The organism is Rossellomorea sp. LJF3 (assembly GCF_037046045.1).
GTDB lineage: Bacteria > Bacillota > Bacilli > Bacillales > Bacillaceae_B > Rossellomorea.
Genome location: NZ_JBANLY010000027.1, coordinates 15,173 through 41,785, shown reverse-complemented (window position 1 = coordinate 41,785; position 26,613 = coordinate 15,173). Strand labels below are relative to the sequence as shown.

Genomic DNA, 26,613 nt, shown 5'->3' with positions numbered 1-26,613 from the left:
CTATTCCAATGGCTTTTTGGAGGGAATCAATAACTTAACAAAAGTGATGAAGCGAAACGCATTTGGATTTCGAAGCTTTACGCGTTTTCGAGCTAAAATACTATTAACACAAAAGTATAAAAGATTGGGTTCACATATTGGATAAGGGTGAAGCAACATTCACTTCACCCCAACATTTGACGTTGAACCTAAAAAAAGCCACCGTCATTACCCTGACGGTGGCTTCAATCCTATTACTTCAAATTCTCCGGATTCAACACTTCAAGCTCCTCGATGACAAATCTTCCATCTTTTCGAATCAATACATCATCGAAATAGATTTCGCCGCCACCATATTCAGGACGCTGGATCATCACCATATCCCAGTGGATGTTCGAGTGGTTTCCGTTATATGCCTCTTCATAGCATTCCCCCGGTGTGAAGTGGAAGCTGCCGTCGATCTTCTCGTCAAAGAGGATGTCCTGCATCGGATGCTGGATGAATGGATTCACGCCGATGGCGAATTCCCCTACATATCGTGCCCCTTCATCCGTATCAAAGATTTTGTTAATCCGGTCTGTATCATTCGCAGTGGCTTCGACAATCTTTCCTTCTTTGAAAGTCAATTTGACGTTTTCAAACGTAAATCCGTTATATGGAGATGGCGTATTGTAGGAAATCACGCCGTTCACCGAATCCTTCACTGGTGCACTGTACACCTCACCATCAGGAATGTTCAGGCGTCCTGCACACTTCACGGCAGGAATGTCCTTGATGGAGAAAGAGAGGTCCGTCCCTTCACCGACAAGGCGGACTTTATCTGTGTTGTTCATGAGTTCAACGAGGTTATCCATCGCTTTGTCCATTTTGCTGTAGTCCAGGTTGCAGACGTCGAAGTAGAAGTCTTCGAAGCCTTCTGTGCTCATGTTGGCGAGCTGTGCCATGGATGCCGTCGGGTAGCGGAGCACGACCCACTTCTTCTTAGGGACGCGGATTTCTCTATGTACTTTTTTCCCGATTGTATTACCATGGATTTTCATTTTTTCGTCCGGCACATCGGACTGTTCGCTGATGTTATCGCCTGCACGTAAACCGATATACGCATCCATCTGCTCCATGACATTCGCTTCGAAGCTCGCGATCATATCATACTGCTCTTCCTGTGCACCCATTAATAATGCACGGTCGACTGCGTGATCTTTGATGGATACGAAAGGATGTCCTCCGGCTGCATACGCTTCTTTCACGAGAGCCGTCACCAGTTCACGCTGCAATCCGAAGTTTTCGATCAGCACTTTTTCTCCAGGCTGTAATTGCACAGAATATTGAATTAAATTTTTTGCCAGCTTTTCAATGCGTGGATCTTTCATTTCTTTTTCCCCCTTATATGTAATCTTTTTTATTGTACCCTAAAAAGGGAAGGCATGACTTAACCAAAATGTGAAATGCTAAAACATGAAAAAATATTTATTTTTCATGCAGGAAAATGGTTTGGGAAGGAAGAAATACTAGTATAATGTTTAATTGTTCATCATAAGGGTAAAGAATTTCTATACATGGAGGTGTGGCATATGGAAATCATTCTTTATCTAAGCGTAGCTGTCATAGCAGTTGCATTTTTTATTTTGGTTATGAGTTTAATGAAGACTTTGAAGTCCCTCGGCTCTACATTGGACAGTGTCTCAACAACAATGACCGGACTTGAGAGCCAGCTTCAAGGAGTAACAAGAGAGTCTACAGAATTACTACATAAAACAAATTTATTGGCTGAGGATATCCAGAAGAAGTCTGAGGATCTGAACACGGTTGTTTATGCGGTAAGAGATGTAGGTCATTCCATCCAGAACCTTAATAACTCGGTGAAGAAGGTAAGTACTTCCATTTCGACTGAACTGGAACGCAATCAGGGTAAGATTTCACAGGTGGTTCAATGGGGTAATGCATTTATTGAGTTAAAGGACAAATGGAAACAAAAACAGGAAAAACAGCCAACACAACCTGATGTTGCTGATGTAGTTGTTCCAAACCAGGCATCCAAGGAAGTTCGATCTCGAGAGAAATTAGTTAAAAGAGCAAGATCTTATAACAATTAGAGAGGGGAATTTTAAACATGACTCAACAGTACAATCAAAACCAGAACCAAAACCAGACAAATGACAGCAACAACATCAACTCCAAGGATTTCATGATCGGGACACTGATCGGGGGAATCGTGGGAGCGGCAGCAGCCCTTTTAATGGCCCCTAAATCCGGTAAGGACCTTCGTCATGATATCAATGAGAAAACCGTCGTCCTGAAGGAAAAGACAGGTCAGTGGAAAGACTCGGCTGTAGAGAAGAGCAATGAGCTTGCAGCAGTGGCGAAAGAAAAATCTTCTGCCCTGACAAAATCCGTACAAGAACAGTCCAACAATGTGGTTGGGAAGCTGAAAACATACCGCTCCAATAATAGCGAACTGCAAGAAAACAATGAAGAGCTTCAAGCTGTTTCAGCAGTGGGAACGACACCTGCTGATGAAACAGAAGATGTGAACCAGAAGCTTGAAGAAACGAAGAAAGCTTTTGACGAAACTGAAAAAACATACAATCAATAATCATTGATTCAAAGGGCGGTGAAGTGATATGATGACTTCACCGTTTTTTTGTTGAAATGAAAAGGTTTATAAATCGCTTTGGCGAAGGAACCATTACAATTGTGAAAGGAAGTATGAAACATATGAAAAAGATCGATACCGTTCAGGAATTTGAACAACTTTCCGAGACAAACCCGCGTTTCTTCTTTATGAAACACAGTCTCACTTGCCCTGTAAGCTCGAATGCCTTTACCGAATACCAGGCATTTTTGAACAAGCATGAAGAGGAAGATGGCTACTATCTGGCTGTCCAGGAATCCAGGGAACTGTCACAGCATATCGCTGAAAAATACGGCATCCGCCACGAATCACCCCAGGCCTTCCTCTTCATAGAAGGAAAACCCGGCTGGAATGCCTCCCACTGGAAAATCACCGAAAGCGAATTGGACAAACTATAAGACAAAGGAGACTCTGATTTAATCAGGGTCTTTTTTTTGAAAATATTTGGTAATTCCCTCCTATACGTTTATTTATCTTCTCACAGGGAAGGTAACTTATAAGAATAAAAAATAGATAAATGGAGGAACGATTTATGACACAGCCTGTACCTTATGAAACTGGGACAAGAAATAATGCGAAAGTGAACGGAAAAAGGAGCGGCAAATTAGTAAAAGGAATGGTGATGGGAGCCGTCGTAGGTGGAGCCCTTGCCATGCTGGATAAAACAACGAGGAAAAATGTGACATCGAGAACATCTGACATGAAGGACTCTACAATGGGGATGGTTGCCAAGGTAAGAGAGAACCCTTCAGGAGTGGTGAATGACTGGCAGGACCGCCTGAAAACAGCGTCCAATGTGTTGAAGGAAGCCATCAACGATGCGCAGCACCTGTACGAAAAGGTGAATGACGATGTGGTGGGTCAAGTCAATCAAATCAAAGATGATTCAACTGAAATGATTGCCACGACGAAAGAAGCGGCAGAAGAATTAAAGGATATCGGCAGTAAGGTGAAAGAAGCGGGAGAAGAAGTGACTGGCGAATCCACTCCATCACAGCCTGCGGCAAGCTCTACTTCCACATCTGAAGATCAGTCCATTCATCCAACGAACCGTACAAGCAGCATTCCGGGTCAAGTTGGATCATAATAAACAAAAAAACTGGCGTAATTGCCAGTTTTTTTGTTGTCTGAAATTTATCTGCGGGAGGCTTGGGGCCAGATGATTTCCAGGTGGTCACCCTGCTCGATTTCTTCGTAAAAAGTGGTTTCCACTCCATTTTTCAAAAGGACAAAGCTTCCGTTCGAATGTGGGGGCATGTTGATTTCCACTGCATTAAATAAGTCCTGAAAGATAAATGAACCCGCGTGCTGTTCTTCAATCAGGATGGAATCGCCGGAGAATAAACGATCTTCCATGGCGAGCTTGATGCCATTCCGGGTGATGATGCTGCTTTCTTTCTGAAGATGCAATTCCTGGCCGTTAAACGTTATCGTGATGGCTTTGGCCACTGTAAACTGTTTCTTGGCAAGAAGTTCATTCACCGTTGGAGTGACACCGGGTTTGTATGAGATGACATCCCCATCCTTTACTTTAGATGAGTGTTTCGCCTCGATCCCATTTATCAATAATTTTCCGGAATAGGTGGGGAAGAATGTATCCACCCCGTTGATGGAGATTCGATAAGGCTTGGTACCCTCCATCCATTCGTTGTAGCCAAAATGGGTCAACAGATCCTGTAGGATATCGATCAATTCAATCCGGATCGAATCACGGTCACAAATGATGTCTTCCAAACGTGCCACTTGATTATTCCTGAAGACAAGTGGGGAGAGAAGATGCGGGTTCCCGTCTATGACCAACTGTTTTGAAGAAGAGGAATCCACCAGGTCTCCGATCGTCACATGAGGGGAAGCGCCGTCTTTCCCTTTTTGAACCGAGATCCGGTCATGATTCTGAATTTTTTCGTCCAGTGCACACTGGAGGCCGTTTTTTTCGATGAGGGGCGGCTCGCCGTGACCACCGGGTAACGTGATGTCCTGTCCGTTCACATTCACAAAGAAACCATTCCCGGGTGTACCATGCCACTTGGTTAATTTTAATCCGGCAGCAAGGAGGCAGTCGCCCACTGTCAGATCCTTGACTTCGAATAAGCGGACAGGCTGGTCATTTACATACGCCGTGACATATTGGACCGGGGCCTGCTTCGCTGCAATGGCGATCCCGATCGGCGTGACAAGTTCAGGTCCCTTTGTCACTTCATCCGATACAGTCACGTTCTGAATCGCGTCCACGCCTCTTACGGCCACCCGATTGGCAGGCAGCTCCAGGGATGAAGCGAGTTGTACCGGTAGGCTGGGTGTCAGGCTGCCTCCCCCTACGAGCATGACGGCCTGTGGCGGTTTTCCATTGTTCAGGCGCAGGATTTCATTTGAAATCTCGCCGGCCAGCCGGTTCACAGAAGGAGAGATTTTCTCTATCACTTCATGTGACGGGAAATTCGTTTCAAACCCGAGAATATCGGTCACCGTAATTTCCTCTGAAGACTGAAGATTCCGCTTCGCCTGTTCGGCCAAAGGGAAATCAAGCAATAATTCATTACTGATTGCTTCAGTTATTTCATCACCTGCTGTCGGCACCATCCCATAGGCTATGACCGTCCCCATATTGGTGATGGCGATATCCGATGTTCCCGCCCCGATATCAACCAGGGCAACATTCAGTCGGCGCATGGATTCAGGGATGAGGACGTTGATGGCAGCGATTGGCTCCAGTGTCAGGGCTTCCATCTCAAGTCCTGACCGAGTCAGTGCCGCAATCAGTGAGTCCACGACGACACGGGGCAGGAAGGTCGCGATGATTTCGACGCTTGCTTCATCTCCCTGCTGGTCGATCAGGCTGCCGATCTCCTCGCCATCCAACCGATAAAAAAGGACGGAGTACCCAACACAATAATAATGATAGCCCTTCGAATCGTTCTCGTTTTCTGCAGCTGCTGCCTGTGCCTGTTGAACGGCGCTCAGTTCCAGATGAAGGACATCGTTTTTCTGAAGAAGGGGTTTTCCCTTGATCGTTGACGTTGATAGGGCCGTTTCTGTTTTCAGGGCGCGTCCTGCAGCTGCGACACATACTTTATAAAGGGGGCCGTGTTTCTTTTCCAATTGTCCTTTGATGGAGGAGATGACCTCCGAAACAGCGGGTACATCATGGATCTGTCCATCGAGCATGGCCCTTTTCTTATGTTCATCTATTAATATATCGGAAACTTGAAATATTCCGTCTATTTCTTCCAGAATGATCCCGACAACCGATCGTGTTCCGATATCCAATGCAAAGATTTTTTGCTTTTTTTTCAATTCGTGTTCACCCACTTTAGCCTAGTCTCATACAATACTAAAATACTTTAGCGCTTAAAAGCGTCTAATTAATAAAGAATATTATCGTGACATTTTCGATGTGTTCTATTATAATAAGTTTCAATATCAAAAATGTATCATACTTTCTTAAAACTATAACAGTTTTTACGTATGAACAGGATAAAAAAAGAAAGGGTGCTGTATTGTGAGTAATCAAGAGCTCGATCAATTACGTAAACAAGTAGACGAGATGAACTTAAAACTATTAGACACCATTAATGAACGTGCTAAACTAGTTCAGGAAATCGGTCGTGTCAAGGAGACTCAAGGAGTATACCGCTATGATCCTGTTCGTGAACGAGGAATGCTTGATCTGATTAAAGAAAATAATGATGGTCCATTCGAACATTCGACCATTGAACATATTTTTAAAGAAATCTTCAAAGCCGGTCTGGAACTTCAGAAGGACGATCACCGGAAAGCCCTGCTGGTTTCCCGTAAAAAGAAACCGGAAGACACAATCGTCAATATCAATGGAGAAGCCATTGGAGATGGAAAGCCTCATTTCGTCTTCGGTCCATGTGCCGTTGAATCATACGAGCAAGTGGCTGAAGTCGCGAAAGCCGTTAAGGCAAAAGGATTGAAAATGCTTCGTGGCGGAGCGTTCAAACCAAGAACGTCCCCGTATGACTTCCAGGGTCTTGGCATTGAAGGCTTGAAAATCCTTAAAAAAGTGGCGGATGAATATGATTTGGCTGTCGTCAGTGAAATCGTGAATCCTGCTGATATCGAACATGCGGTGGAATACATTGATGTGATCCAGATCGGTGCAAGAAATATGCAAAACTTCGAATTATTAAAAGCAGCCGGGGCCGTTAAAAAGCCGGTATTGCTTAAACGTGGTTTAGCCGCAACGATCGATGAATTCATCAATGCTGCTGAATACATCATCTCTCAAGGGAACGGTGACATCATCCTTTGTGAGCGTGGAATCCGTACGTACGAGAAAGCAACTAGAAACACACTTGATATTTCAGCTGTACCAATTCTTAAGCAGGAGACGCATCTACCGGTATTCGTGGATGTAACGCACTCAACCGGACGCAGAGATCTGCTGCTTCCAACAGCGAAAGCGGCACTTGCCATCGGCGCAGATGGCGTCATGGCTGAGGTTCATCCGGATCCTGCCGTTGCCTTATCCGACTCCGCTCAGCAAATGGATCTTGACCAATTCGATCATTTCTACAAGGAAGTATTGAAGGGCAGAACGATAGAAGTATAATGAATGGAGGGCTGAATCCTTTTTAACGGGGTTTCAGCCCTTTTTTATTGTGGGAAAGAAGAGCATGGTCTGGGAGGACGGTACGGATATCAGCGAAACACCATTTTTACCTATTTCACCATATAAAAAATAATCCGACCGCTCACCCCCTCCATATGCTATAATAATCTTTTTGCATAAATCAAATGTGGTCATTGAAGTAATATCAAGACTATCGTATGATTATCTACATAATTGCAGATAAATAACTTATATAACACTAATGTGAACATAAATATGTGCATTTTTTAACAAACTATTGTAATCGCTTTTTTCTTTAGGTTTATTTGGTGTAGAATAAGGTAAATGAGTAGAAGAGTAAAGGAGTGTAAGCTATGAACGTGACAATATATGATGTAGCAAGAGAAGCCAATGTAAGTATGGCGACGGTTTCCCGGGTGGTAAACGGAAATCCGAATGTTAAACCCGCAACAAGGAAGAAGGTATTAGAGGTCATCGATCGACTCGGCTACCGTCCGAATGCTGTAGCAAGGGGGCTTGCCAGCAAGAAAACGACGACGGTCGGGGTCATCATCCCTGATATCTCAAATATTTTCTATGCAGAACTCGCTCGTGGGATTGAAGACATCGCCACGATGTATAAATACAATATCATTTTAAGTAACTCGGATCAGAATACCGAGAAGGAACTTCATCTATTGAATACGATGCTTGGGAAGCAAGTGGATGGCATCCTGTTCCTGGGCGGCCATATTTCAGAAGAGCATGTGCAGGAATTCGAACGTTCTCCGGTTCCGATCGTATTGGCGGGTGCCGTTGAAGAAACAAACAAGATTCCTTCCGTGAACATCGATTATAAGGCGGCGTCCTTTGACGCGGTTTCCGAACTCCTTGAGAAGGGACACAAGCGCATCGGCTTTGTGAGCGGTCCTTTCCACGATACGATCAACATGAAGTTCAAACTGGAAGGATACAGGGAGGCACTTGCCAAGGCAGGCGTTGAATACAGTGATGACCTCGTTGTAGAAGGTGAATACACGTATGATTCAGGACTTGAAGCATGGCAGAAGTTCTCAGAGCTATCCGACAAGCCGACAGCCATCTTCGTCGGGAATGATGAAACGGCCCTTGGTGTCGTCCACGGTGCTCAGGATCAGAACGTGTCCATCCCGGAAGAAGTGGAAGTCATCAGCTTTGATAACACAAGACTTGCCCTGATGGTCAGACCTCAACTTACGTCCGTTGTTCAACCTTTATATGATATCGGAGCAGTGGCCATGAGGTTATTGACGAAATATATGAACAAGGAAACGGTTGAAGAATCGACGGTTGTTCTTCCGCATCGACTTGAACACCGTAACTCAACAAAGTAAGAAGTTTGTCGATATAAAGATTAAAGACAAACAGAACTTATTTTGTAGGGAGAGTCAAAATGAAAAAGCTTGATGTTCTTACACCAATAGGGGTTGTAGTAGGGTTTCTATTCGTTGCATTCGCGATTATTTCGAATGCGGGAGTGAGCGGGTTCAGTTCCTTCATCGATCTACCGTCCATCTTCGTGGTCATCGGCGGATTGATCGCAGCCATGCTGGTCAGCTTCTCGATCAGGGAATTGAAGCAGCTGGGGAAAGTGATGAGAGAATCCTTCCGGGATGTGGAATATGATCTTCATGACTTGATCCGGACGTTCGTGACCCTGTCAGAAAAAGCGAGACGTGAAGGTCTCCTCTCACTTGAGGCAGAAGTGGAAGCGGTCGAGGATCCCTTTATCCGAAAAGGGGTCCTTCTCGCAGTCGATGGAGTCGAGCAGGATGTGATCGTCGATATCATGAATGCTGAAATCATTGCGTTAGAAGAGCGGCATCGTAAAAATAAGAGTTTATTGGATAAGGCAGGGGAATATGCCCCTGCCTGGGGGATGATCGGTACGCTGATCGGTCTCGTTCTCATGTTAAAGAATTTAAATGATCCTGCTTCACTTGGTCCCAATATGGCAATCGCCTTACTGACGACCTTGTATGGATCCCTGCTTGCGAATCTCGTCTTCCTGCCAATGGCATCCAAGCTTGCGATGAAAACAGAGAAAGAAGTGTTTATGAAACAAATCGTGATCGAAGGGGTCATCGGGGTACAATCCGGTCAAAATCCGAAAATATTGGAAGAAAAATTAAGTGTGTTCTTATCCAACGAGGAATTACAGATGTATTCAGAGAGGAAACAAGAAGGGGCAGTACCAGATGAAGCGTAGACGAAGACCGTCATCTCAGCCTCCGGGAGCTCCTAAATGGATGGTTACGTTTTCTGATCTCATTACTCTTATTCTCGTATTCTTTATTCTATTATTCTCGATGTCACAGATCGATATCGTGAAATTCAGGACCATCGCTGATTCCTTTCAGCAGCGGCAGATTCTCGAGTTCTATCCTTCTGTCATCCCTTTTGATAACCCGTCGGCAGAACCTGAAGTGGAGTCTGGTGAAGGCAGAGAAGCGGAACAGGACCTGAACTCATTACTTTCAAATATTCAGAGCTATTTGAAAGAAAACGAATTGACTGACGTCGTGGTGGCGACCAGATCCGAGCGGGGAGTCGTCCTGGTCCTTCAGGAGCAAGCACTGTTTGCTTCAGGTGAAGCAACGGTCCTTCCGGATGCTTATCCGTTTTTGGACAAGGTCGGCGTACTATTATCCGAAATCCCGAACTTTGTAAAAGTGGAGGGACATACAGATAACCGCCCGATCAATACATATCGCTTCCCGTCAAACTGGGAGCTCTCGTCGGCAAGGGCGAGCAGTGTGGTGCGTTACTTGATCACAACGGAAGATCTCGATCCGAAGCGGTTCATCGCCGTCGGATACGGGGATACGCGTCCGGTGGCTCCTAATGATAAAGTGGAGAATCTCCAGAAAAACAGGCGGGTCGAAGTGATCATCACCGATCCCGCATATGAAGAACAACCGTAAAGAATTTCTGGGGAAATAGAAAGCAGGCTGCCAACCTTAGAGGTCGGCAGCCTGCTTTTTTTGTATTATTTCTTGTCGTTTTTCACCCGGTTTTTTCCGATCCCTCTTAAAATATAGATGATGATCGTAATCGTTCGCTGAACGGCTGGGTCCCCAAGGGCGCGAAACAGTCCGAAAATACCGGTTCTCTTGGTAGGTGGCCTTTCTTTTCCGATATTCAGATTTCGAGTATTCCTGACACTCAGTGTTTCAATCCCTTCCAGATTCAAACTCCCGAGTAATTCAGTCATACGGGCCAGATTATTAAGGATGGCCGCGTTCTGATCTTTATTGGCTTCCTTCGAGAAGTTATACAGGATGTCCTCCTGATGGTTTACCATGGCGCTGATTGTATCCAGGTTTCGATTTTCATCCATGTGCTTAATGATGCCGATGACCTTTAAAAGGGAATCTTTATTATCAGCCAGGGCTTCTATCAGTTCATTCAAGTTCTGCTCCTGAATTTTTTCTTTCGGAATCTCGAGAGGAATAATCTTATCAATGGATTTAGCCATTCGTATCCACCTCACTTCCAGGGAAGACGTAATCTTCTCGATCCCATTTTCTTTCTACTTCAGGGCCCATTTGCGGATTGCGTGTTGCCCAGCGGTGATTGTTATGGGGAATGGGCGATTTCCCTTTTTTCTCGAGAACTTCCACTTGGGCAGGAACCTCTTTATAAGCAGGTGTATCCGTATCTTTATCTACATTGCTGCTCGTCAAATAGTTCACTGCATTTTTACCGTCACTGTTTAAGGTAATAAACAATTCCTTCTCGAACACTTCCTTCGTCACATGTACCCTGCCGGTGCTTTCACCATTATCGTTGGAAAGCTTGATGAGGGCACCTTCTTCAATTTCAAGTTCCTTAGCCATTTTCTCGGACACTTCAAAGAATGGCTCCGGGATTTTGTTTCGGATTCCTTTCGTATGGGAGGTCATATTTCCTTCATGGAAATGTTCAAGAACCCGTCCGTTATTCACATGATAATCGTATCCTTTTTGTGCAGGATAGTTGTATTCATATTGGAGTGGATAGAATCGGGCTTTTCCGTCATCGAAGTGGAAACCGTCCGTGTAAAGGAGAGGTGTATCCGTTCCGTCCTCCTCTACAGGCCATTGCAGACTGTTGAACCCTTCCAGCCGGTCGTAGGAAACCCCGGCAATCAATGGAGTGAGTGAAGCGGCTTCATCCATGATGTCTGCCGGAGACTGATAATCCCAGTTGAACCCGAGTTTTTCAGCTATACCTGAATAAATCTCCCAGTCGGGTCTTGCTTCCCCCAAGGGCTCAAGGGCTTGATAAATACGCTGAATGCGTCGCTCTGTATTCGTGAAGGTTCCTTCCTTTTCGACACTTGGTACGGCAGGAAGAACCACATCGGCATATTCGGCGGTCTTTGTAAGGAACAGATCCTGGACGACGAAGAACTCAAGCTTCTCAAATGCGTCTGTCACATAGTTGATGTTCGAATCGACGATTCCCATATCCTCACCGGTGACATACAATCCTTTCAGATTTCCTTCGTGGATTTCCTCCACCATTTCATGGTTGTTCATACCGATATCTTTAGGAAGTTCTGCATTCCAGGCATTTTCGAATTTTGCACGGATTTCTTCATCTTCAACACTCTGGTAGCCGGGGAAGGTATTCGGCATGCTACCGAAGTCGCTTGCTCCCTGGACGTTATTATGACCACGGAGAGGGTAAGCGCCTGCACCGGGTTTTCCGTAGTTTCCTGTAACCAGCAGGAGGTTCGAGATGGCAGTGGACGTATCAGACCCGATTTGGTGCTGGGTAACACCCATTGCCCAGCAAATGGCCGTTGAACCCGCCCGGTGGATATTCTCTGCTACGGATTTTAGATGTTCCCCAGAAATACCCGTTTTTTCCTCGGCATATTCCATTGTGAAAGGAGCAAGGCTTTGATAATATTCATCGAAGTCATTCACTTTTTCATCGATGAACTCTTTATCATGCCAACCCTGATCAATGATGAATTTGGATAGGGCGGATAGCCATACGAGATCGGTCCCTGGATTCGGATGTAGGAAAAGATCGGCTCTCTGGGCCATTTCATGCTTTCTTAAGTCAGCCACAATCAATTTTTGTCCGAAGAGTTTGTGGGACCGTTTGATTTTGGAAGCGAGCACAGGATGGGCATCCGCTGTGTTTGTCCCGACCAGCATGACCAGGTCGGCATGCTCGATATCCTTCATGGAACCGGCATCTCCTCCGTATCCGACTGTCCTGAATAACCCCTTGGTTGCGGGAGACTGGCAATAGCGGGAACAATTATCCACGTTATTCGTTCCTATGACCTGCCTGGCCAGCTTTTGCAGGAGATAGGACTCTTCATTGGTGGCCTTGGATGAGGCGATGAATCCGAGTGCGTCCGGTCCATTCTTTTCTTTGATTTCCTTGAATTTTTCTGCCACATAATGGAGGGCTTCTTCCCACTCGACTTCTTTGAAATGATCTCCCTCGCGGATCAACGGACGTGTGAGGCGTTTGTCGCTGTTCACATGGCCGTAGCCGAATTTCCCTTTCACACAGGACGCGATCCCGTTAGCCGGGGCTTCTTCTGTAGGTGACATCTTTAAGATATCCCTTCCTTTTGTCCACACATTGAAGCTGCAGCCCACTCCGCAATACGTACATACGGTTTTGGTTTTCTTGATTTGATCATCCCTCATCTGGGCTTCTGAATCGGAAACGGCGAATAGGGGACCGTAGCCTGTTTCCACATTTTTCGTGATATCAATCATCGATCGCAGCAGGCTCGTATTATATCCTGTCATATACCCCGCTTTTCCGAGCATATCGTTTTCCATGAGGGCGTTGCATGGACATACCGTCACGCATTGACCACAGCTGACACAGGAGGACTGATCGATCGGGACATCCTGATCCCAGATGACACGGGGATTTTTACGTTCCCAGTCAATGGAGAGCGTTTCGTTGACCTGGATATCCTGGCATGCTTCCACGCATTTTCCGCAAAGGATGCATTGATCCGGATCGTATCGATAGAATTGTCCGGAAAAATCTTTCTCGTATGGCTTCGGTTCGAACGGTTTCATCTGATGCTCGAGCCCCATCATGGCCACTGTATTATGAAGGGTGCAGTCACCATTGTTCTTCTCGCAGACCGTACAGTATAGTTCGTGGTTCTCTAAAATGGTGTCCATCGCTTTGAATCTGGCCTCTTTCACATGGGAAAGCTCCGTCTGAATATCCATTGCTTCCTGAAGCGGTGTCCCACAGGCTCTCCTCAATTCCCCATTAATGGAGACAATGCATGTATCACAGGTTTCGATGCTACCGAGACTTTCCTGATAACAAACCTGTGGAATTTCCACCTTCCTCAAATTAAGAAATTCCAGGACAGACATACCTGGTTCTGCCTCATATTGAATGCCATTGATGAAAACGGTTACCTTTCCTTCCATTAAAAAAACTCCCCCTCTTGATCGATTTACGTGCTTTCCTAAATATGTAGCTCTGTACCGGTGATCCTATCAGGGTGTGTATAGATATTCATTCTGTCACCCCTGATAAATCCGACGGCCGTGATCCCCAGGTCATCTGCGAGTTCCAATGCAAGATTGGTCGGGGCCGACTTGGATAGCAGGATGGCAATCCCCATCTTGGAAATCTTCAACAGCACCTCAGAAGAGATCCTCCCGCTGAACGCAATGACCTTATCCTTGACCGGAATGTGATTCATAAGGCAATATCCATAGAGCTTATCGAGTGCGTTATGTCTTCCGATATCCTGGTAGCATTGGATGATGCCAGTTGTGCTGCAAATCGCTGCATTGTGCATTCCCCCTGTCCTGTGAAAATCCCGGGAATGCTCCTGCAGCTCTTGCATGTGGTGGATGGCCATGAGAGCGGTAAGTTCCGTTTTGGCCGTAACCGTTTTGGCTGTGAGCATATCATTCGTGAAATAAAATTGTCTGCTTTTCCCGCAGCAGGAACCGATAAATCGTTTCGAGGTATTCCTGGCCCTGTCTTCAGGCAGCTTATCGATTTGTACATAGGCGAACCCTTTATCCTGATCGATGGAGAAACGGGTGATTTCACTGAAGCGTCGAATGATCCCCTCTGAAGCCAGAAAGCCAACCACCAATTCCTCCAGGTTGGAAGGAGAACAGACCATCGTCGCCCATTCCTCCCCATTTAAATGAACGGTAAGCGGGAACTCAGCCGCCACTTCATCCACTTCATCAAAAAAGGCTCCATTTCCATATTTGCGGACAGTACGGGTTAGAATACTTTTATCCTCCAACAGCATATCCTCCCCTTTTTGAAACTATCATCATATCGTGTTTTCCCTATTAAGTAAGAAAGGAAAACATGAAATGTTTAAAAAAATGAAAAAAATAGGTCCTTAATCTGTTATAAACCGTATAAACGGCTTGATGTCGGGTATCTGTTTGCTGATGGACGGTAAAAAGGGAGGTTGATAGAAACTTATAATCATATATAGGAATATAAATGGACTCTTTAGGGTAAAAGATAATGTTTCTATAATTTTTGAGAATGCTCTGAAAAATAGAGTGCGGGGAAGGGATACCAATCCTTCACTTGAACCGAACAGAGCCTAAAAGGGGCGGAAGCAGGATGAGTGACAGATATTCCCGTCAAATGTTGTTCAAGCCGATCGGGGAAGCCGGGCAGGGGAAGATAGCTGAAAAGCATGTCGTCGTGATCGGGGCGGGGGCGTTGGGATCTGCCAATGCAGAATCCCTTGTCAGGGCGGGTGTTGGCAGATTGACAATCATTGACCGCGATTATGTGGAGATGAGCAACCTTCATCGTCAGCAGTTATATACAGAGAGCGATGCCGTGGAGGGCTTACCTAAAGCGGTCGCCGCCAAAAACCGACTGGAAAAGATCCATTCAGGAGTACATATCACCGCATGCGTGGCAGAAGCTGACGCAGAGTGGCTGTCGGAAATCGCCAGGGATGCGGATCTGTTGTTGGATTGTACGGATAACTTTGATATTCGTTTTATCATAAATGACATCTCTCATAAATATCACGTCCCGTGGATATATGGGTCCTGCGTCGGGAGCACAGGGATGAGCTATACGATCCTTCCGGGAAAGACGCCTTGCTTGAATTGTCTCACGGGATCCGTTCCGATGCCGGGGGGGACGTGTGACTCTTCCGGTATCATCGCTCCTGCGGTGCAAATGGTAGCGGCCTATCAAACGACGGAAGCACTGAAGCTTTTAGTGGAAGATCACGACTCATTGAGAAGCGGGCTGATCACCTTCGATCTGTGGGGCAATCAATCCTTTACGATGAATGTATCAAAGGCCAAAAGAGAGGACTGCCCTTCCTGTGGTGAAAATCCTGTTTATCCATATTTACAGTTCGAAAACCGGATAAAGACAACGGTCCTTTGCGGAAGGGACACAGTGCAGATCAGGTCGCCGCATCATCCACACTCATTACATGAACTGGAACGAAACTTAGAGGGGTTAGGGGAAATGAAGCGGAATCCCTATTTGCTTTCATTTCATTATGAGCCTTACAGGATCGTGTTCTTTCATGATGGCCGGACATTCATCCATGGTACCAATGATATGAACGAAGCTAAAAAGGTTTATCATCGTTTAATCGGATAGGAGGGAGCAGATGTTGGAACGTCGAACGCCCATTAAGGTAGAAGAAGCCATAGAATGTCTCCTGAAGTATAAAAAGAGAGGCACAATCGAAAGCGTGGAAATCGAAAAGGCATCCGGCAGAATCCTTGGGGAAAATCTATTTGCCGATCATGATGTCCCTCTATTTGACCGCTCCCCATATGACGGGTTTGCGATAAGAGCCGAAGATACGGCAGATGCGTCGAGGGAAAACCCTGTTAGGATGAAAGTGGTCTCTGAAATAGGGGCAGGGAGTGTATACAATCAACCACTAAAAGAAAACCAGGCCGTCAGGATCATGACGGGCGCACCGATTCCCGAGGGAGCGAGCGCAGTGGTCATGCTTGAATTGGTGAAGAATCTGGAGGAAAACGGAAAAGCATACCTTACCATAAACCGGCCGTATAAGCAGGGAGACAACATTTCCTTCCGCGGGGAGGATACGAAAAAGGGGACGATCCTTGCTGAAAAAGGAACGTATATCAATCCTGGGATCGTGGCGCTCCTGGCCACATTCGGCTATAAGGAAGTACCCGTCAGCAGGAAACCGAAAGTAGGGGTCCTGGCGACTGGAAGTGAATTGCTTGAAATAGATGAACCACTCGTACCCGGCAAGATCCGGAACAGTAATTCCTATATGGTACTATCCCAGATTGAACGGGCAGGGGGCGAAGGAATCTTCCTGGGGCAATTGAGCGATGACTTTGACCTGTGCTTCGGGCACGTGGAAAATGCCCTTCAACAGGTGGATTTCCTGATCACGACAGGTGGTGTATCCGTAGGCGATTATGATTACCTTCCGGATATTTATCGTAAGCTTGGAGCCAATGTGTTGTTCAATAAAGTGGGAATGCGGCCTGGCAGTGTCACAACGGTTGCTGAGAAGGATGGAAAGCTCCTATTCGGATTATCCGGCAATCCATCTGCCTGTTATGTAGGTTTTGAATTGTTCGTCAGACCCGTCATTCGATTTTATTTACAGTGTCCCCATCTCTTTGTCAGAAGTGAAGAAGCCCTTCTCGGTAAAGATTTTCCTAAGCCGAATCCCTTTACCCGGTTTGTCAGGGGGGAAATGACGTATTCAGGCGGCAGCGTGTATGCCTCGCCTACAGGTCTGGATAAATCAGGGGTCGTTTCCTCCCTGGCATCTGCCAATGTCCTGATTGTCCTTCCGGGTGGAACAAGGGGATATAAGCAGGGGATGCGGGTTCACGTCCTGCTGCTGGACGATCAGCAGGGCAGTGAACAGTTCGGCGATCATTTTCAGAAAGAATCAAATGAAGAAAGGATGCAGCTCCGTGAATGATGATTTATTTGTGATAACTGATGTTCCCATTCATCCAGAAGAAGTTTCTGCGAAAGTAGAAAGCCGGGACGCCGGAGCCGTGACCATTTTTTGCGGCACCGTCAGGGAATGGACGAAAGGAAGAAGAACCCTCTATTTGGAGTACCAGGCCTATGAATCTATGGCTGTGAAGAAACTTGCAGAAATTGGGGGGCAGGTCCAAGACAAATGGCCGGCTGCCAAGGTAGCGATCACACACCGGGTGGGAAGGCTCGAAATATCTGATCTCGCAGTGGTCATTGCCGTATCATCCCCCCACAGGAAAGCGGCCTATGAAGCAAATGAATATGTGATCGAACAGATAAAGAAAGTCGTCCCGATCTGGAAGAAAGAGCACTGGGAAGATGGGGAACAATGGATAGGAGATCAACTCGGGCAGGTGGAATATCCTGACGGGCAACCGATGAAAGGAAGTGGAACGGATGATTAAGGTATTCCTTTTTGCCCATCTGCAGGAAAGGGCAGGTCAACAAGAGGTGACGATTGATAAGGGGGAACTCACCGTGAAAGAGTTAAAAGAACGGCTGATGGACGAGTATCACCTTCCCCTGGATGGCGTCATGGTTGCCGTCAATGAACAATATTCCCTTGAAGATGAAGTGATTTCATCAGGGGACGTCGTTGCCCTCATTCCCCCAGTCAGCGGGGGATAATGGACAACGAACGATAAAGATATGAAAGGGGACGATCCATTGCTAGCAGAACATCGGAAGTCATCGGCTAAAGTTGTCTCATGTAAAGTGTTGACAGTAAGCGATACAAGAACAAAAGAAACAGATAAAAGCGGAAAGCTGCTGATGGAACTTCTCCAACAATCAGGCCATGCAGTCGCTGAATATGAAATCGTAAAAGATGATATCAGCCTCATCACGGCCGCACTGGAAAAAGCGATACATAATCAAGAAATACAGGCGGTTCTATTAAATGGTGGAACCGGCATAAGCAAAAGGGATGTAACGATAGAAGCGGTAAAATCTTTATTGGATAAAGAATTGGTGGGCTTTGGTGAACTGTTCCGTTTCTTGAGCTACCGGGACGATATAGGGTCTGCCGCCATCCTATCAAGGGCGATTGCAGGGGTGTCGGGTGACACGGTCATCTTTTCCATGCCCGGATCGTCGGGGGCAGTGAAGCTTGCGATGGAACAATTGATCATTCCCGAAATAGGTCATATAGCAAATGAATTGACAAAGGATTCGAGGTAAAAGGAAAACATGATGAGAAAAGGGATATGGATCATCATCACCATGATACTCTTCGTAACCGGCTGTTCTCCTGAAGACCGGGACAAGGTCACCCTGACCATTTCGGCAGCGGCCAGTCTGAAGGATAGTATGATGGAAGTGAAAAAGGATTTTGAAAAACAGCATCCCACCATTCAGGTCGTCTTTAACTTTGGAGGGACCGGGTCATTAAGAAAACAGGTGGAACAGGGGGCACCGAGTGATGTGTTCCTTTCTGCATCAAAAAAGGATTACGAGAGATTGGTAGACCGGGGATTGATTGACTCAAGCCTTGGAGGGTCGTTCTTAACAAACCGGTTAGTGATCATCGCATCCCTTTCCAGCAGGGATCGGAGTCTTGATGACCTTTCCCGCTCAAAGGATAAGCTTGCCATAGGGAACCCGGCATTCGTACCGGCGGGATACTATGCGAAACAGGCACTGATGGGAATGGATAAGTGGAATATGGTCAAGGATCAGCTGGTATTGGCCAAAGATGTTAGAGGGGTGCTTACACTGGTAGAGAATCAGTCTGTTTCATTCGGGATTGTCTATGCCAGTGATTTGACCGCAAGCGAAAAGGTGAAATCCATTCAGGAGATCGACCCTTCCTATCATTCAAAGATCGGTTACTACGCCGGAGTATTGCAAAGCAGCAAGCATCCTAAAGAAGCAACCGCTTTCTATAAATTTATCATCAGTGATAAAAGAAAAACGACGTTTGAAAGATTTGGATTTTCGAAAGGGTAATTTGTGAATAAAAGTAGGTGGACATTCAGATGGAATCATTTTGGTTCCCTATCAAGCTTTCCCTTTTGGTCGCAGCGTCAGCAACCATTTTTACGTTCATTGTTTCTGTAGCACTTTCACATACGTTCTCCCGGATCCATTTTCGGGGCAAGACCGTTTTGGAAACCCTGTTCATGCTGCCGCTTGTATTACCCCCGTCGGTCGTTGGGTTTATCCTTCTCATAGTGTTTGGGATCAATAGTCCAATAGGGAGAGCTATAGAAAAAGTAATGGGAGAAACGATTTTGTTTACACCATATGCCGCCATCGTGGCCGCAGTCGTGGTGGCGTTCCCATTGATGTATCAATCAGCGAAAGCAGGATTTCTGAGCATAGATGAAGATATCGAGGATGCATCAAGGGTGGATGGGGCTTCAGAGAGGAAGACACTCCTGTACGTTTCGATCCCGCTTGCCAGCAGATCCCTGCTGACCGGGTCGGTACTCAGTTTCACAAGGGCATTGGGGGAATTCGGCGCCACTTTACTGTTTGCAGGGAACATCCCTGGAAAAACCCAGACCATCTCAACGGCCATTTACGTAGCCATTGAATCCGGGGAAGACGGGCTTGCGTGGAAGTATGTCGGGATAAGCATTGCCCTTTCCTTCCTCTTCCTGCTTTTGGTGAACCGAATCAACGACCGGCCTTGAAAATCAAAGGCCGGAAGATTCATTGGGATGGCGTGTCACAGATGATCCCGGTGGAAATCACCATTTTTCCCGCCCGATTTATGCAATAAGTAGGTTTGTCCGATGATCATCCCTTTATCTACAGACTTACACATATCATACACACAAAGGGCTGTTGCCGTAGCGGCAGTCAAGGCTTCCATCTCCACCCCGGTGCTTCCTTTCGTTTTGACTTCTGCCGTAATATGTAACTCATAAGCGGCATCATTCATCTCTTTCCAATTAAAAGAGATATTGACACTGCTAATGGGAATGGGATGGCACATCGGGATAATGGCAGATGTTTGTTTTGCCGCCATGATACCGGCAACCTGGGCCACACCAAGGACATCGCCTTTTTTAAAATCATGATCGACAATTTTTTGATGAATTTCCTGATTGACTTGAATCGAAGAGTGAGCAATGGCATTCCGGACGGTTTCCTCTTTACCGGATATATCAACCATCTTCGCTCTGCCCTCTTCGTTAAAATGAGTAAAATTAGACATAATGTTCACCTCTGTTTTTAGTGTAATCGTAATTTGGAGGAAAGTAAATTGCCCACTCTTGGAACAGGTGCCATTGGGATTTAGTAAATGGAAGAGAGGTGATGGGATGTGTTCAATGATATTCCGGTCCTACAAGTTGTAGGGTTTAAGAATAGCGGGAAGACTTCCCTGGTTTGTAAGATGATCGAATGGGCGACTCGATCAGGGATTTCGGTCTCTTCATGTAAGCATCATGGTCACGGTGGAACTCCAGATGGGGTTAAAAATACAGATAGTTATTTTCATCAGAAGGCAGGAGCGAAGATATCAGGTGTAGAAGGAGATGGCATGCTTCAGCTGTCCATTTCAAAACCGGAATGGCAGCTTGATGACATTCTCTCGATCTATTCTCATATGAAAACGGAACTGATCATAGTAGAAGGTTACAAAAGGGAACGATATCCAAAGATCGTCCTTCTGCGGAATCAGAGTGATCATCGACTTCTTCAGGAAATCGAGAATGTGATGGCGGTGATTGCCCCTTTCCCGATTGAAGAGCAGAAAGAGAAGGTCGCTTATTTTTCACGTGACGAAATGAAGGAATTTAAAGAATGGTATCTTTCATGGGTTCAGGCATCTCTGAAAAGAAAAAGGAAAGGGGTGCTTGAGGATGCGTGATATCAAAATAGCCGGAATCATTGTGGCAGGTGGACAATCCAGGCGGTTCGGAAGCGACAAAGCTTTCTCTCTCTATAAAGGAAAGCCGTTCTTTCAGCACTCTCTTCAGGCCGTTTCTTCATTGGTCGATGAGGTGATCATTGTAACGAGCAGAGTGTTATTCCCCCGATTCGATGCCGGGCCGAATGTACAGGTAGTGGAGGATATAGAAGAATTCAAAGGCTGTGGACCTCTCGCTGGAATCTATACGGCCATGAGGGAATGTCAAGCGGAATGGTATGCCGTACTTCCTGTCGATGTACCGCTGGTGACGAGCAGCTTAATGGACCGGCTGGTAAATAAAGTGGATGAAAGGTATGATGCGATTGTTCCGGTCATCGGCGGTAAGCTCCAACCTTTATTGGCCCTCTACCGGAATACCGTCAGGGAAAGAATCTATGACCACCTCGTTAGTGAAGATTACAAAATGGGTAATATACTTAGAGGCCTCTCTGTCCTATATCTGACAGAAAAGGAAATAGGAGAAAGGGAAGCCTTTCATAATATCAATACGAAGCAAGATTACGATACTCATATTAAATGAATGTATGAAATATGTAACTGGAGTGAGCCCTGCATGGAGCATATCATAGACAAGAGAACCCGAACCCTTCGTGATTTGAGGATTTCTGTAACGGATCGATGTAATTTCCGGTGCAGGTATTGCATGCCGAAAGAAATTTTTGGTGCAGATTATCCCTTTTTAGAAAGAGAAGAGATTCTTTCATTTGAGGAAATCACTCGTTTAGCCGCCATTTTTTCTGAGTTCGGTGTGGAAAAAATCAGGCTCACGGGGGGAGAACCCCTGCTTAGAAGAAATCTGCCGGTCCTGATTGAAAGCTTATATAAAGTGTCTGGGATTAAGGATATTGCCTTAACGACAAACGGAGTATTCCTGCCGAAGTATGCAAAGGCATTGAAACAAGCAGGCCTTACAAGAGTGAACGTAAGTCTGGATTCCTTGAATGATGAGGTATTTATGAAGATCAATGATGTGGGCAGGGGAGTGAAGCCTGTATTAGATGGAATTCGCGCCGCACAAGGGGAAGGCCTTGAAGTGAAAGTGAATATGGTAGTGAAAAAAGGTCTTAGCGACAATGAGATCATGCCGATGGTCCACTATTTCAAACAAGAGGGGATCACTCTCAGGTTCATCGAGTTTATGGATGTCGGAACTACAAATGGCTGGAATTATAAAGATGTCATCAGCAAGAAGGAAATCCATGATATCATAAACAGTCATTATCCGTTGGAACCCGTCGAGCCCGGTTACGTTGGAGAGGTGGCTAAAAGGTATCGGTTCAGCGGGACCAATACGGAGGTAGGATTCATTTCCTCCGTGACGGAAAGTTTTTGTACCAGCTGCAATCGGGCACGGGTATCTACAGATGGAAAGCTGTTCACTTGTCTATTTGCCCAAAGTGGATTCGACTTGAAGGCCATGATACGGGGCAATGCCTCTGATGATGAACTGAAGGAAGCGATTAGAAGCGTATGGGAAAAACGTGATGATCGTTATTCTGAAATAAGAACGGAAGAAAGCCAGGCATCCCGGAAAATTGAGATGTCCTATATTGGAGGATAAATGAAAAAGCAAGGATTGCTCATCAAAGAGAAATCCTTGCTTTTTGTTCGGAGCGACGTGATTACTGATAGTTGACGACTGCCGGGCTCGGATCCATCTTCAGCACCTCTTCGGGTGTCAGGACAGGGAAATCCTTCTCATAGAAGACTTTGAAGGCGCCATACTGGATTGGTTCATTCCGGACGTATCTGCCATACAAGGCCTTCTTATCCGCCGCTGCTCCCCAGCCATCGAAGTTGATGGCGACTTCGACGTTTTCAGTCGGTTTGATCGCATCTTTATTCGTCAGTACGGGACCTGTGAATTGGTGGATAAGGACCAGTTTATCCGGCAGATTATTCTTTTCCGCCATCGCTGATATATACTCGATGGCCTCCTGGATTTCGCGGCCATCGACTTCACCGAGATCCTCTCCGGGCTTTTCCCCTTCGGCTACATGGAATTCCGTATCGATGGCGAGGTGGACGTTCGGGCGCTTAAGCCACTTTTCAACCATCTTCACCTGATTCATCACCGTATCCGTTCCGAGTTGAATATCAAGCAATACGAGAGCATCATGCTTCTCGGCGAGCTTTACATACGTTTCGATATTTTCCTCAGACGTCATCTGCACATAATCCCCGTCTGGACCGGGAGCACTCTGGGCCATGGTGGTAATCAATTCAATCGTCGGGACCGCGGGACGATCCGGGTCGAGATTGGAATAGACCTGGGTTTGTTCTTTCAGTTTCTTTATGTATTCTTCTGGTTCGTATTTTCCGAGGATCCCCATGTGTTTGGATGCAGGCGTTCCATAGTAGGTCACGAGACGATGGTTCTTCAACGGTCCGTCCGATGGGTCTTCCACCCCGTTTGCAAGGGTCTCACCTAAAGGCACCGTACGCTGAGGTTTTTCCTTTTTCCCCTCCTGATCGGTCTCTGTTTCTTCGGCCGGTGTTTCTTCAGCGAGGCTTTCTTTCAGGGACACTGCATCCTTAGCCGGTTCCAGCGGTTTGAAAGGTGGCTGACTCTCTTCCTTCTTTTCTGCCACCTTGTCATCTTTCGGTTTCTTTTCTGCCTTGGATTTATCCTGTTCCGAAGTGGCTTCTTTCTTTTCATTTTCTTTTGTTGCAGTGGGGGAGGAACAGGCTCCCAGTGCAAGTGTTACGGTTAACATTAGCGGCAAATATTTATTCATTGCCTCACACATCCTTTTTCTTAGAAGATTATGGAGGAGTTTAACACATTTTCCTTTACAAGAAAGCTATGTAAACAAATTGATAGAAACATTTAATAAGAAAAGCGCCAAACCCTGGCAAATGATTTGGGGCTCGGCACTTGTTCTATCATTCTATCATTCTATCATCTCAACTGTATATTTGTTAGTCTTGCATTATATCGATGGTTTCTGTTTCAGTTGCTGCCGTATGGAATAAAGGGCTTTTTCAACGGTTTGTTTGTTCTTCTCCGTGATTTCCCCTTTTCTCGGTATCGGCTTATAAATATCGGGTGCATCTGTCCATTCTGTCGGTAACGTGACGCCTGCTTTGCCTTTCCAGCGTTCGACCCATTTGGATGGAAAAGAGGAGGCAAGATCCATCTGCCCCGTCATCTCCATCCAGATCATGCTCCAGGCACGGGGTACGACCCTCCAAATATCATAGCCGCCGCCGCCGACGGCAATCCATTTCCCATCGCAATACTCGTGGGCAAGATCATGGGCGATGCGGGGGATTTCCCGATAGATGTTCATGGTTGCCGAAAGATGGGTGAGGGGATCATAGTAATGGGCATCCGCCCCGTTTTGGGTGAGAATCACGTCCGGTTTGAAGAATTCAATGACTTCCCGGAAGGACGTCTCATAGGCCTCGAGCCATGATTCATCTTCCGTGAAGGCATCGAGGGGGATATTGAATGAATATCCATATCCTTTTCCGTGACCGCGCTCATTGATATTGCCCGTTCCCGGGAAGAGATACCGGCCTGTCTCGTGAATCGACAGGGTGCAAACATCCGGATCATCGTAAAATGACCACTGGACCCCATCCCCATGATGGGCGTCGGTATCGACGTACAAGACCCTTGCCCCGTATTTTTCCTGTAAATAACGGATCGCCACGGAACTGTCATTATAAATGCAGAATCCAGAAGCCTTACCCTTGAACCCGTGATGCAATCCGCCCCCCAAGTGAAGGGCATGCTTCGCTTTACCGGTCATGACATAGTCAACGGCCGTCAGCGTGCCGCCCACTAAATACGCACTTGCTTCATGCATACCTTGAAACATTGGAGTATCTTCTGTACCGATTCCGAACCCTTCTGCCTGATCTTGAGAAAGCTGGCCATTACTCGCTTGTCTGACAGCGTTTACATAGTTGGGATCATGATTAAGGAACAACTCTTCATCAGTAGCCATCCGCGGAGGGACTATGTCATCCGGTTGAAGAGCCTTTACTTCCTTTAAGAGGTCCATCGTCAGGGTGATCCGGGTCTGATTGAAGGGATGCTCATCAGAGAACCGGTACCCCAGCAGTTCATCTGAATAAATGAAGACAGCATCCTTTGTCATGATGAGATTCCCGGCATGTTTGGCCATAACACGTCATATCCTTCTTTCTTAAGATCGCTGATCACGTTCATCGGGTTCATCGTCCGTACCCGGAATACAAGGATTTTAAAGGATTCGTCCTTTTTATCCGGATAGACAAGGACACTATGGATATTGGAATTATGCCGTCTGATGATGCCGGCCACTTCATAGAGGATACCTGCTTTATGAGGGACCTTCACTTCGATCTGAGATCCGGGCTGATGTGCACCGGTCAATTGAATGAGGGTATACAGCAGATCGGTTTCTGTAATGATCCCCACGATTTTCTTTTCCTTTAGGATTGGAAGGCAGCTGATATGATGCTCATAAAAGAGGGCAGCGACTTCCTCCACGAAATCCAGTGGATGCCCCGTGATCACGTCGGTCTTCATGATGTATTTAAGAGGCTTCTGCAGCTCGGACGTAACGGATCCATCATGGAAGATGGAAGGTGTACCATCCTTCACGTCCCGGTCGCTTACGATGCCGACGACTTCCATTTCGTCATTCGTGATCGGGATATGTTTGATTTTCTTTTCCCTCATTAAGTTTATGGCCGATTCAATCGTATCGTCGGCTTTCAATGTTTCGATTTTCGTTTTCATTATCTCTTCTACAATCACGCTCTCCACCCCTTTTAGAAACAACGCTAATACATAAAACGATTCATGAATCGAAGCTGGTCAAATTGCTGAATGGAATCTGAATCCACCCGTTTACCGATTCTCGCCATTAAGCAGTTGGCCGGATGGGAACTGATTTCAGGATCATCCGTTGCGTAATATTCCAATCCGCCGGCGTTCATCATTTTCTCCATCACTTTCCGGTATTCCCATACATTAAGGCCCGTCCCTTTAAGGTCCCAATGCCAATAGTATTCTGTCGTAATGACGATGTAGTCTTCCATATGATCATCCATCATGGATACTTTCAATAAATTCTTCCCGACGGCCGCCCCGCGGAATTTCGGGATGACCTCGATGGCCCCAAGCTCGATCAGATTCTTCATCTTCCCCTGTGACCACCGTTCAAGGGGATCAGGGTATAAGTATGTAACGTACCCGACAATGGTATGATTATCCCTTGCAATCAAGATGCGCCCTTCCGGTAAACCGGCGATCCCGATAAGGGCTTTATGCTGCTGGGCCGGGGGTCTGAAAGCGACCAGGTCCTCATGGAAATCAAGGCGTGATAACTCCTCTGCCGAAATCGGACCTTCAATAATGATATTTCCTTTGGTTGTCTTTAACTCTGTTGCATTATAGGTTTTTTTCAATTTCATCTGGACACCACCTAAAGATATTCCTCCCTTCCATTATACATGAAATTAAAAATGAGAGAGCGCTTTCACAAAAAATTCAGACGTTTAGAATAGGAT

29 protein-coding genes are annotated in these 26,613 nt (G+C 46.1%); 19 read left to right on the top strand and 10 right to left on the bottom strand.

What is annotated here, in order from left to right:
* Positions 1 to 145, top strand: a 145-nt coding sequence (locus V8G47_RS18690) for a transposase (protein WP_336201406.1), incomplete at its 5' end; no start/stop codon positions are given.
* 88 nt (positions 146 to 233) lie between these two features.
* On the opposite strand, the gene V8G47_RS18685 is transcribed toward V8G47_RS18690, so the two are convergent.
* Positions 234 to 1,349 carry an aminopeptidase gene (locus V8G47_RS18685; RefSeq protein ID WP_061811459.1) on the bottom strand — a complete coding sequence of 372 codons (1,116 nt, stop codon included), beginning with the start codon at positions 1,347 to 1,349 and terminating at the stop codon, positions 234 to 236.
* A gap of 201 nt (positions 1,350 to 1,550) precedes the next feature.
* Here V8G47_RS18685 and V8G47_RS18680 point away from each other — a divergent pair, with 201 nt between their 5' ends.
* The 4 genes from V8G47_RS18680 to V8G47_RS18665 all read left to right on the top strand — a co-directional run bounded on the left by V8G47_RS18680 (position 1,551) and on the right by V8G47_RS18665 (position 3,698).
* Positions 1,551 to 2,072, top strand: coding sequence for a DUF948 domain-containing protein (locus V8G47_RS18680; protein ID WP_336201404.1), 522 nt, complete (start codon positions 1,551 to 1,553; stop codon positions 2,070 to 2,072).
* Between the two features lie 17 nt (positions 2,073 to 2,089).
* Positions 2,090 to 2,572: a YtxH domain-containing protein gene (locus V8G47_RS18675; RefSeq protein WP_336201403.1), complete on the top strand. Its 483-nt coding sequence runs from the start codon at positions 2,090 to 2,092 to the stop codon at positions 2,570 to 2,572.
* Between the two features lie 122 nt (positions 2,573 to 2,694).
* A complete protein-coding gene (gene ytxJ, locus V8G47_RS18670; RefSeq protein ID WP_034765690.1) occupies positions 2,695 to 3,009 on the top strand; it encodes a bacillithiol system redox-active protein YtxJ in 315 nt (104 codons plus the stop codon).
* 134 nt (positions 3,010 to 3,143) lie between these two features.
* Positions 3,144 to 3,698: a YtxH domain-containing protein gene (locus tag V8G47_RS18665; RefSeq protein WP_336201402.1), complete on the top strand. Its 555-nt coding sequence runs from the start codon at positions 3,144 to 3,146 to the stop codon at positions 3,696 to 3,698.
* Positions 3,699 to 3,745: 47 nt separating this feature from the next.
* Here V8G47_RS18665 and V8G47_RS18660 read toward each other — a convergent pair whose 3' ends face one another.
* The gene (locus V8G47_RS18660; protein WP_336201401.1) at positions 3,746 to 5,905 is read right to left on the bottom strand and encodes a cell division FtsA domain-containing protein; all 2,160 of its coding nucleotides are present in this window, start codon (positions 5,903 to 5,905) and stop codon (positions 3,746 to 3,748) included.
* Between the two features lie 205 nt (positions 5,906 to 6,110).
* Between V8G47_RS18660 and V8G47_RS18655 the strand changes: the two genes are divergently transcribed.
* From V8G47_RS18655 to motS, 4 genes are all read left to right on the top strand, one after another.
* A complete protein-coding gene (locus V8G47_RS18655) occupies positions 6,111 to 7,187 on the top strand; it encodes a bifunctional 3-deoxy-7-phosphoheptulonate synthase/chorismate mutase (RefSeq protein ID WP_034765697.1) in 1,077 nt (358 codons plus the stop codon).
* 374 nt (positions 7,188 to 7,561) lie between these two features.
* Positions 7,562 to 8,560: a catabolite control protein A gene (gene ccpA, locus V8G47_RS18650; RefSeq protein WP_336201400.1), complete on the top strand. Its 999-nt coding sequence runs from the start codon at positions 7,562 to 7,564 to the stop codon at positions 8,558 to 8,560.
* A 59-nt stretch (positions 8,561 to 8,619) separates the two neighbouring features.
* Complete coding sequence (gene motP / locus V8G47_RS18645) at positions 8,620 to 9,435, top strand: flagellar motor protein MotP (RefSeq protein WP_336201399.1); 816 nt, start codon at positions 8,620 to 8,622, stop codon at positions 9,433 to 9,435.
* A complete protein-coding gene (motS, locus tag V8G47_RS18640) occupies positions 9,425 to 10,150 on the top strand; it encodes a flagellar motor protein MotS (protein ID WP_336201398.1) in 726 nt (241 codons plus the stop codon). Before motP ends, motS begins: the two co-directional genes overlap by 11 nt.
* Positions 10,151 to 10,215: 65 nt before the next feature.
* Here motS and V8G47_RS18635 read toward each other — a convergent pair whose 3' ends face one another.
* From V8G47_RS18635 to fdhD, 3 genes are read right to left on the bottom strand one after another with little or no spacing between them, the layout of a single operon-like run.
* Entirely contained in the window at positions 10,216 to 10,704 is a 489-nt protein-coding gene (locus V8G47_RS18635) for a DUF1641 domain-containing protein (protein WP_034765705.1), read from the bottom strand.
* Positions 10,697 to 13,642, bottom strand: coding sequence for a formate dehydrogenase subunit alpha (fdhF, locus tag V8G47_RS18630; RefSeq protein WP_336201397.1), 2,946 nt, complete (start codon positions 13,640 to 13,642; stop codon positions 10,697 to 10,699). Before fdhF ends, V8G47_RS18635 begins: the two co-directional genes overlap by 8 nt.
* 38 nt (positions 13,643 to 13,680) lie before the next feature.
* Positions 13,681 to 14,490: a formate dehydrogenase accessory sulfurtransferase FdhD gene (fdhD, locus tag V8G47_RS18625; protein ID WP_442970876.1), complete on the bottom strand. Its 810-nt coding sequence runs from the start codon at positions 14,488 to 14,490 to the stop codon at positions 13,681 to 13,683.
* Between the two features lie 329 nt (positions 14,491 to 14,819).
* Here fdhD and V8G47_RS18620 point away from each other — a divergent pair, with 329 nt between their 5' ends.
* The 7 genes from V8G47_RS18620 to modB are packed head-to-tail and all read left to right on the top strand — an operon-like array spanning position 14,820 to position 19,858.
* Positions 14,820 to 15,833 carry a MoeB/ThiF family adenylyltransferase gene (locus V8G47_RS18620; RefSeq protein WP_336201395.1) on the top strand — a complete coding sequence of 338 codons (1,014 nt, stop codon included), beginning with the start codon at positions 14,820 to 14,822 and terminating at the stop codon, positions 15,831 to 15,833.
* Between the two features lie 10 nt (positions 15,834 to 15,843).
* Positions 15,844 to 17,157: a molybdopterin molybdotransferase MoeA gene (locus tag V8G47_RS18615; RefSeq protein WP_336201394.1), complete on the top strand. Its 1,314-nt coding sequence runs from the start codon at positions 15,844 to 15,846 to the stop codon at positions 17,155 to 17,157.
* The gene (locus V8G47_RS18610) at positions 17,150 to 17,626 is read left to right on the top strand and encodes a molybdenum cofactor biosynthesis protein MoaE (protein ID WP_336201393.1); all 477 of its coding nucleotides are present in this window, start codon (positions 17,150 to 17,152) and stop codon (positions 17,624 to 17,626) included. The genes V8G47_RS18615 and V8G47_RS18610 overlap by 8 nt, the downstream gene beginning before the upstream one ends.
* Positions 17,619 to 17,849: a molybdopterin converting factor subunit 1 gene (gene moaD, locus V8G47_RS18605; RefSeq protein WP_336201392.1), complete on the top strand. Its 231-nt coding sequence runs from the start codon at positions 17,619 to 17,621 to the stop codon at positions 17,847 to 17,849. Before V8G47_RS18610 ends, moaD begins: the two co-directional genes overlap by 8 nt.
* Before the next feature lie 21 nt (positions 17,850 to 17,870).
* Positions 17,871 to 18,401 carry a MogA/MoaB family molybdenum cofactor biosynthesis protein gene (locus tag V8G47_RS18600; RefSeq protein ID WP_336201391.1) on the top strand — a complete coding sequence of 177 codons (531 nt, stop codon included), beginning with the start codon at positions 17,871 to 17,873 and terminating at the stop codon, positions 18,399 to 18,401.
* A gap of 12 nt (positions 18,402 to 18,413) precedes the next feature.
* Positions 18,414 to 19,169 (top strand): molybdate ABC transporter substrate-binding protein, encoded by a 756-nt coding sequence (gene modA / locus V8G47_RS18595; protein WP_336201390.1) that lies wholly within the window; start codon positions 18,414 to 18,416, stop codon positions 19,167 to 19,169.
* Between the two features lie 29 nt (positions 19,170 to 19,198).
* Positions 19,199 to 19,858, top strand: coding sequence for a molybdate ABC transporter permease subunit (gene modB / locus V8G47_RS18590; protein ID WP_336201388.1), 660 nt, complete (start codon positions 19,199 to 19,201; stop codon positions 19,856 to 19,858).
* Between the two features lie 35 nt (positions 19,859 to 19,893).
* Here the strand turns inward: modB and moaC are convergent, their stop codons facing one another.
* Positions 19,894 to 20,385 carry a cyclic pyranopterin monophosphate synthase MoaC gene (moaC, locus tag V8G47_RS18585; protein WP_336201387.1) on the bottom strand — a complete coding sequence of 164 codons (492 nt, stop codon included), beginning with the start codon at positions 20,383 to 20,385 and terminating at the stop codon, positions 19,894 to 19,896.
* 108 nt (positions 20,386 to 20,493) lie between these two features.
* Here moaC and mobB point away from each other — a divergent pair, with 108 nt between their 5' ends.
* The 3 genes from mobB to moaA are packed head-to-tail and all read left to right on the top strand — an operon-like array spanning position 20,494 to position 22,666.
* A complete protein-coding gene (gene mobB / locus V8G47_RS18580; RefSeq protein WP_336201386.1) occupies positions 20,494 to 21,042 on the top strand; it encodes a molybdopterin-guanine dinucleotide biosynthesis protein B in 549 nt (182 codons plus the stop codon).
* Complete coding sequence (locus tag V8G47_RS18575; RefSeq protein WP_336201385.1) at positions 21,035 to 21,625, top strand: molybdenum cofactor guanylyltransferase; 591 nt, start codon at positions 21,035 to 21,037, stop codon at positions 21,623 to 21,625. Before mobB ends, V8G47_RS18575 begins: the two co-directional genes overlap by 8 nt.
* Positions 21,626 to 21,658: 33 nt before the next feature.
* The gene (gene moaA / locus V8G47_RS18570; protein WP_336201384.1) at positions 21,659 to 22,666 is read left to right on the top strand and encodes a GTP 3',8-cyclase MoaA; all 1,008 of its coding nucleotides are present in this window, start codon (positions 21,659 to 21,661) and stop codon (positions 22,664 to 22,666) included.
* Between the two features lie 61 nt (positions 22,667 to 22,727).
* Here moaA and V8G47_RS18565 read toward each other — a convergent pair whose 3' ends face one another.
* The 4 genes from V8G47_RS18565 to V8G47_RS18550 all read right to left on the bottom strand — a co-directional run bounded on the left by V8G47_RS18565 (position 22,728) and on the right by V8G47_RS18550 (position 26,517).
* On the bottom strand, positions 22,728 to 23,843 hold the full coding sequence (locus tag V8G47_RS18565) for a hypothetical protein (RefSeq protein ID WP_336201383.1): 1,116 nt from the start codon (positions 23,841 to 23,843) through the stop codon (positions 22,728 to 22,730).
* 195 nt (positions 23,844 to 24,038) lie between these two features.
* Complete coding sequence (locus V8G47_RS18560; RefSeq protein WP_336201405.1) at positions 24,039 to 25,214, bottom strand: acetoin utilization protein AcuC; 1,176 nt, start codon at positions 25,212 to 25,214, stop codon at positions 24,039 to 24,041.
* A complete protein-coding gene (locus V8G47_RS18555) occupies positions 25,211 to 25,858 on the bottom strand; it encodes an acetoin utilization AcuB family protein (protein ID WP_336201381.1) in 648 nt (215 codons plus the stop codon). The genes V8G47_RS18560 and V8G47_RS18555 overlap by 4 nt, the downstream gene beginning before the upstream one ends.
* Positions 25,859 to 25,884: 26 nt before the next feature.
* Complete coding sequence (locus V8G47_RS18550) at positions 25,885 to 26,517, bottom strand: GNAT family N-acetyltransferase (RefSeq protein WP_336201380.1); 633 nt, start codon at positions 26,515 to 26,517, stop codon at positions 25,885 to 25,887.
* Between the last annotated feature and the right edge of the window lie 96 nt (positions 26,518 to 26,613).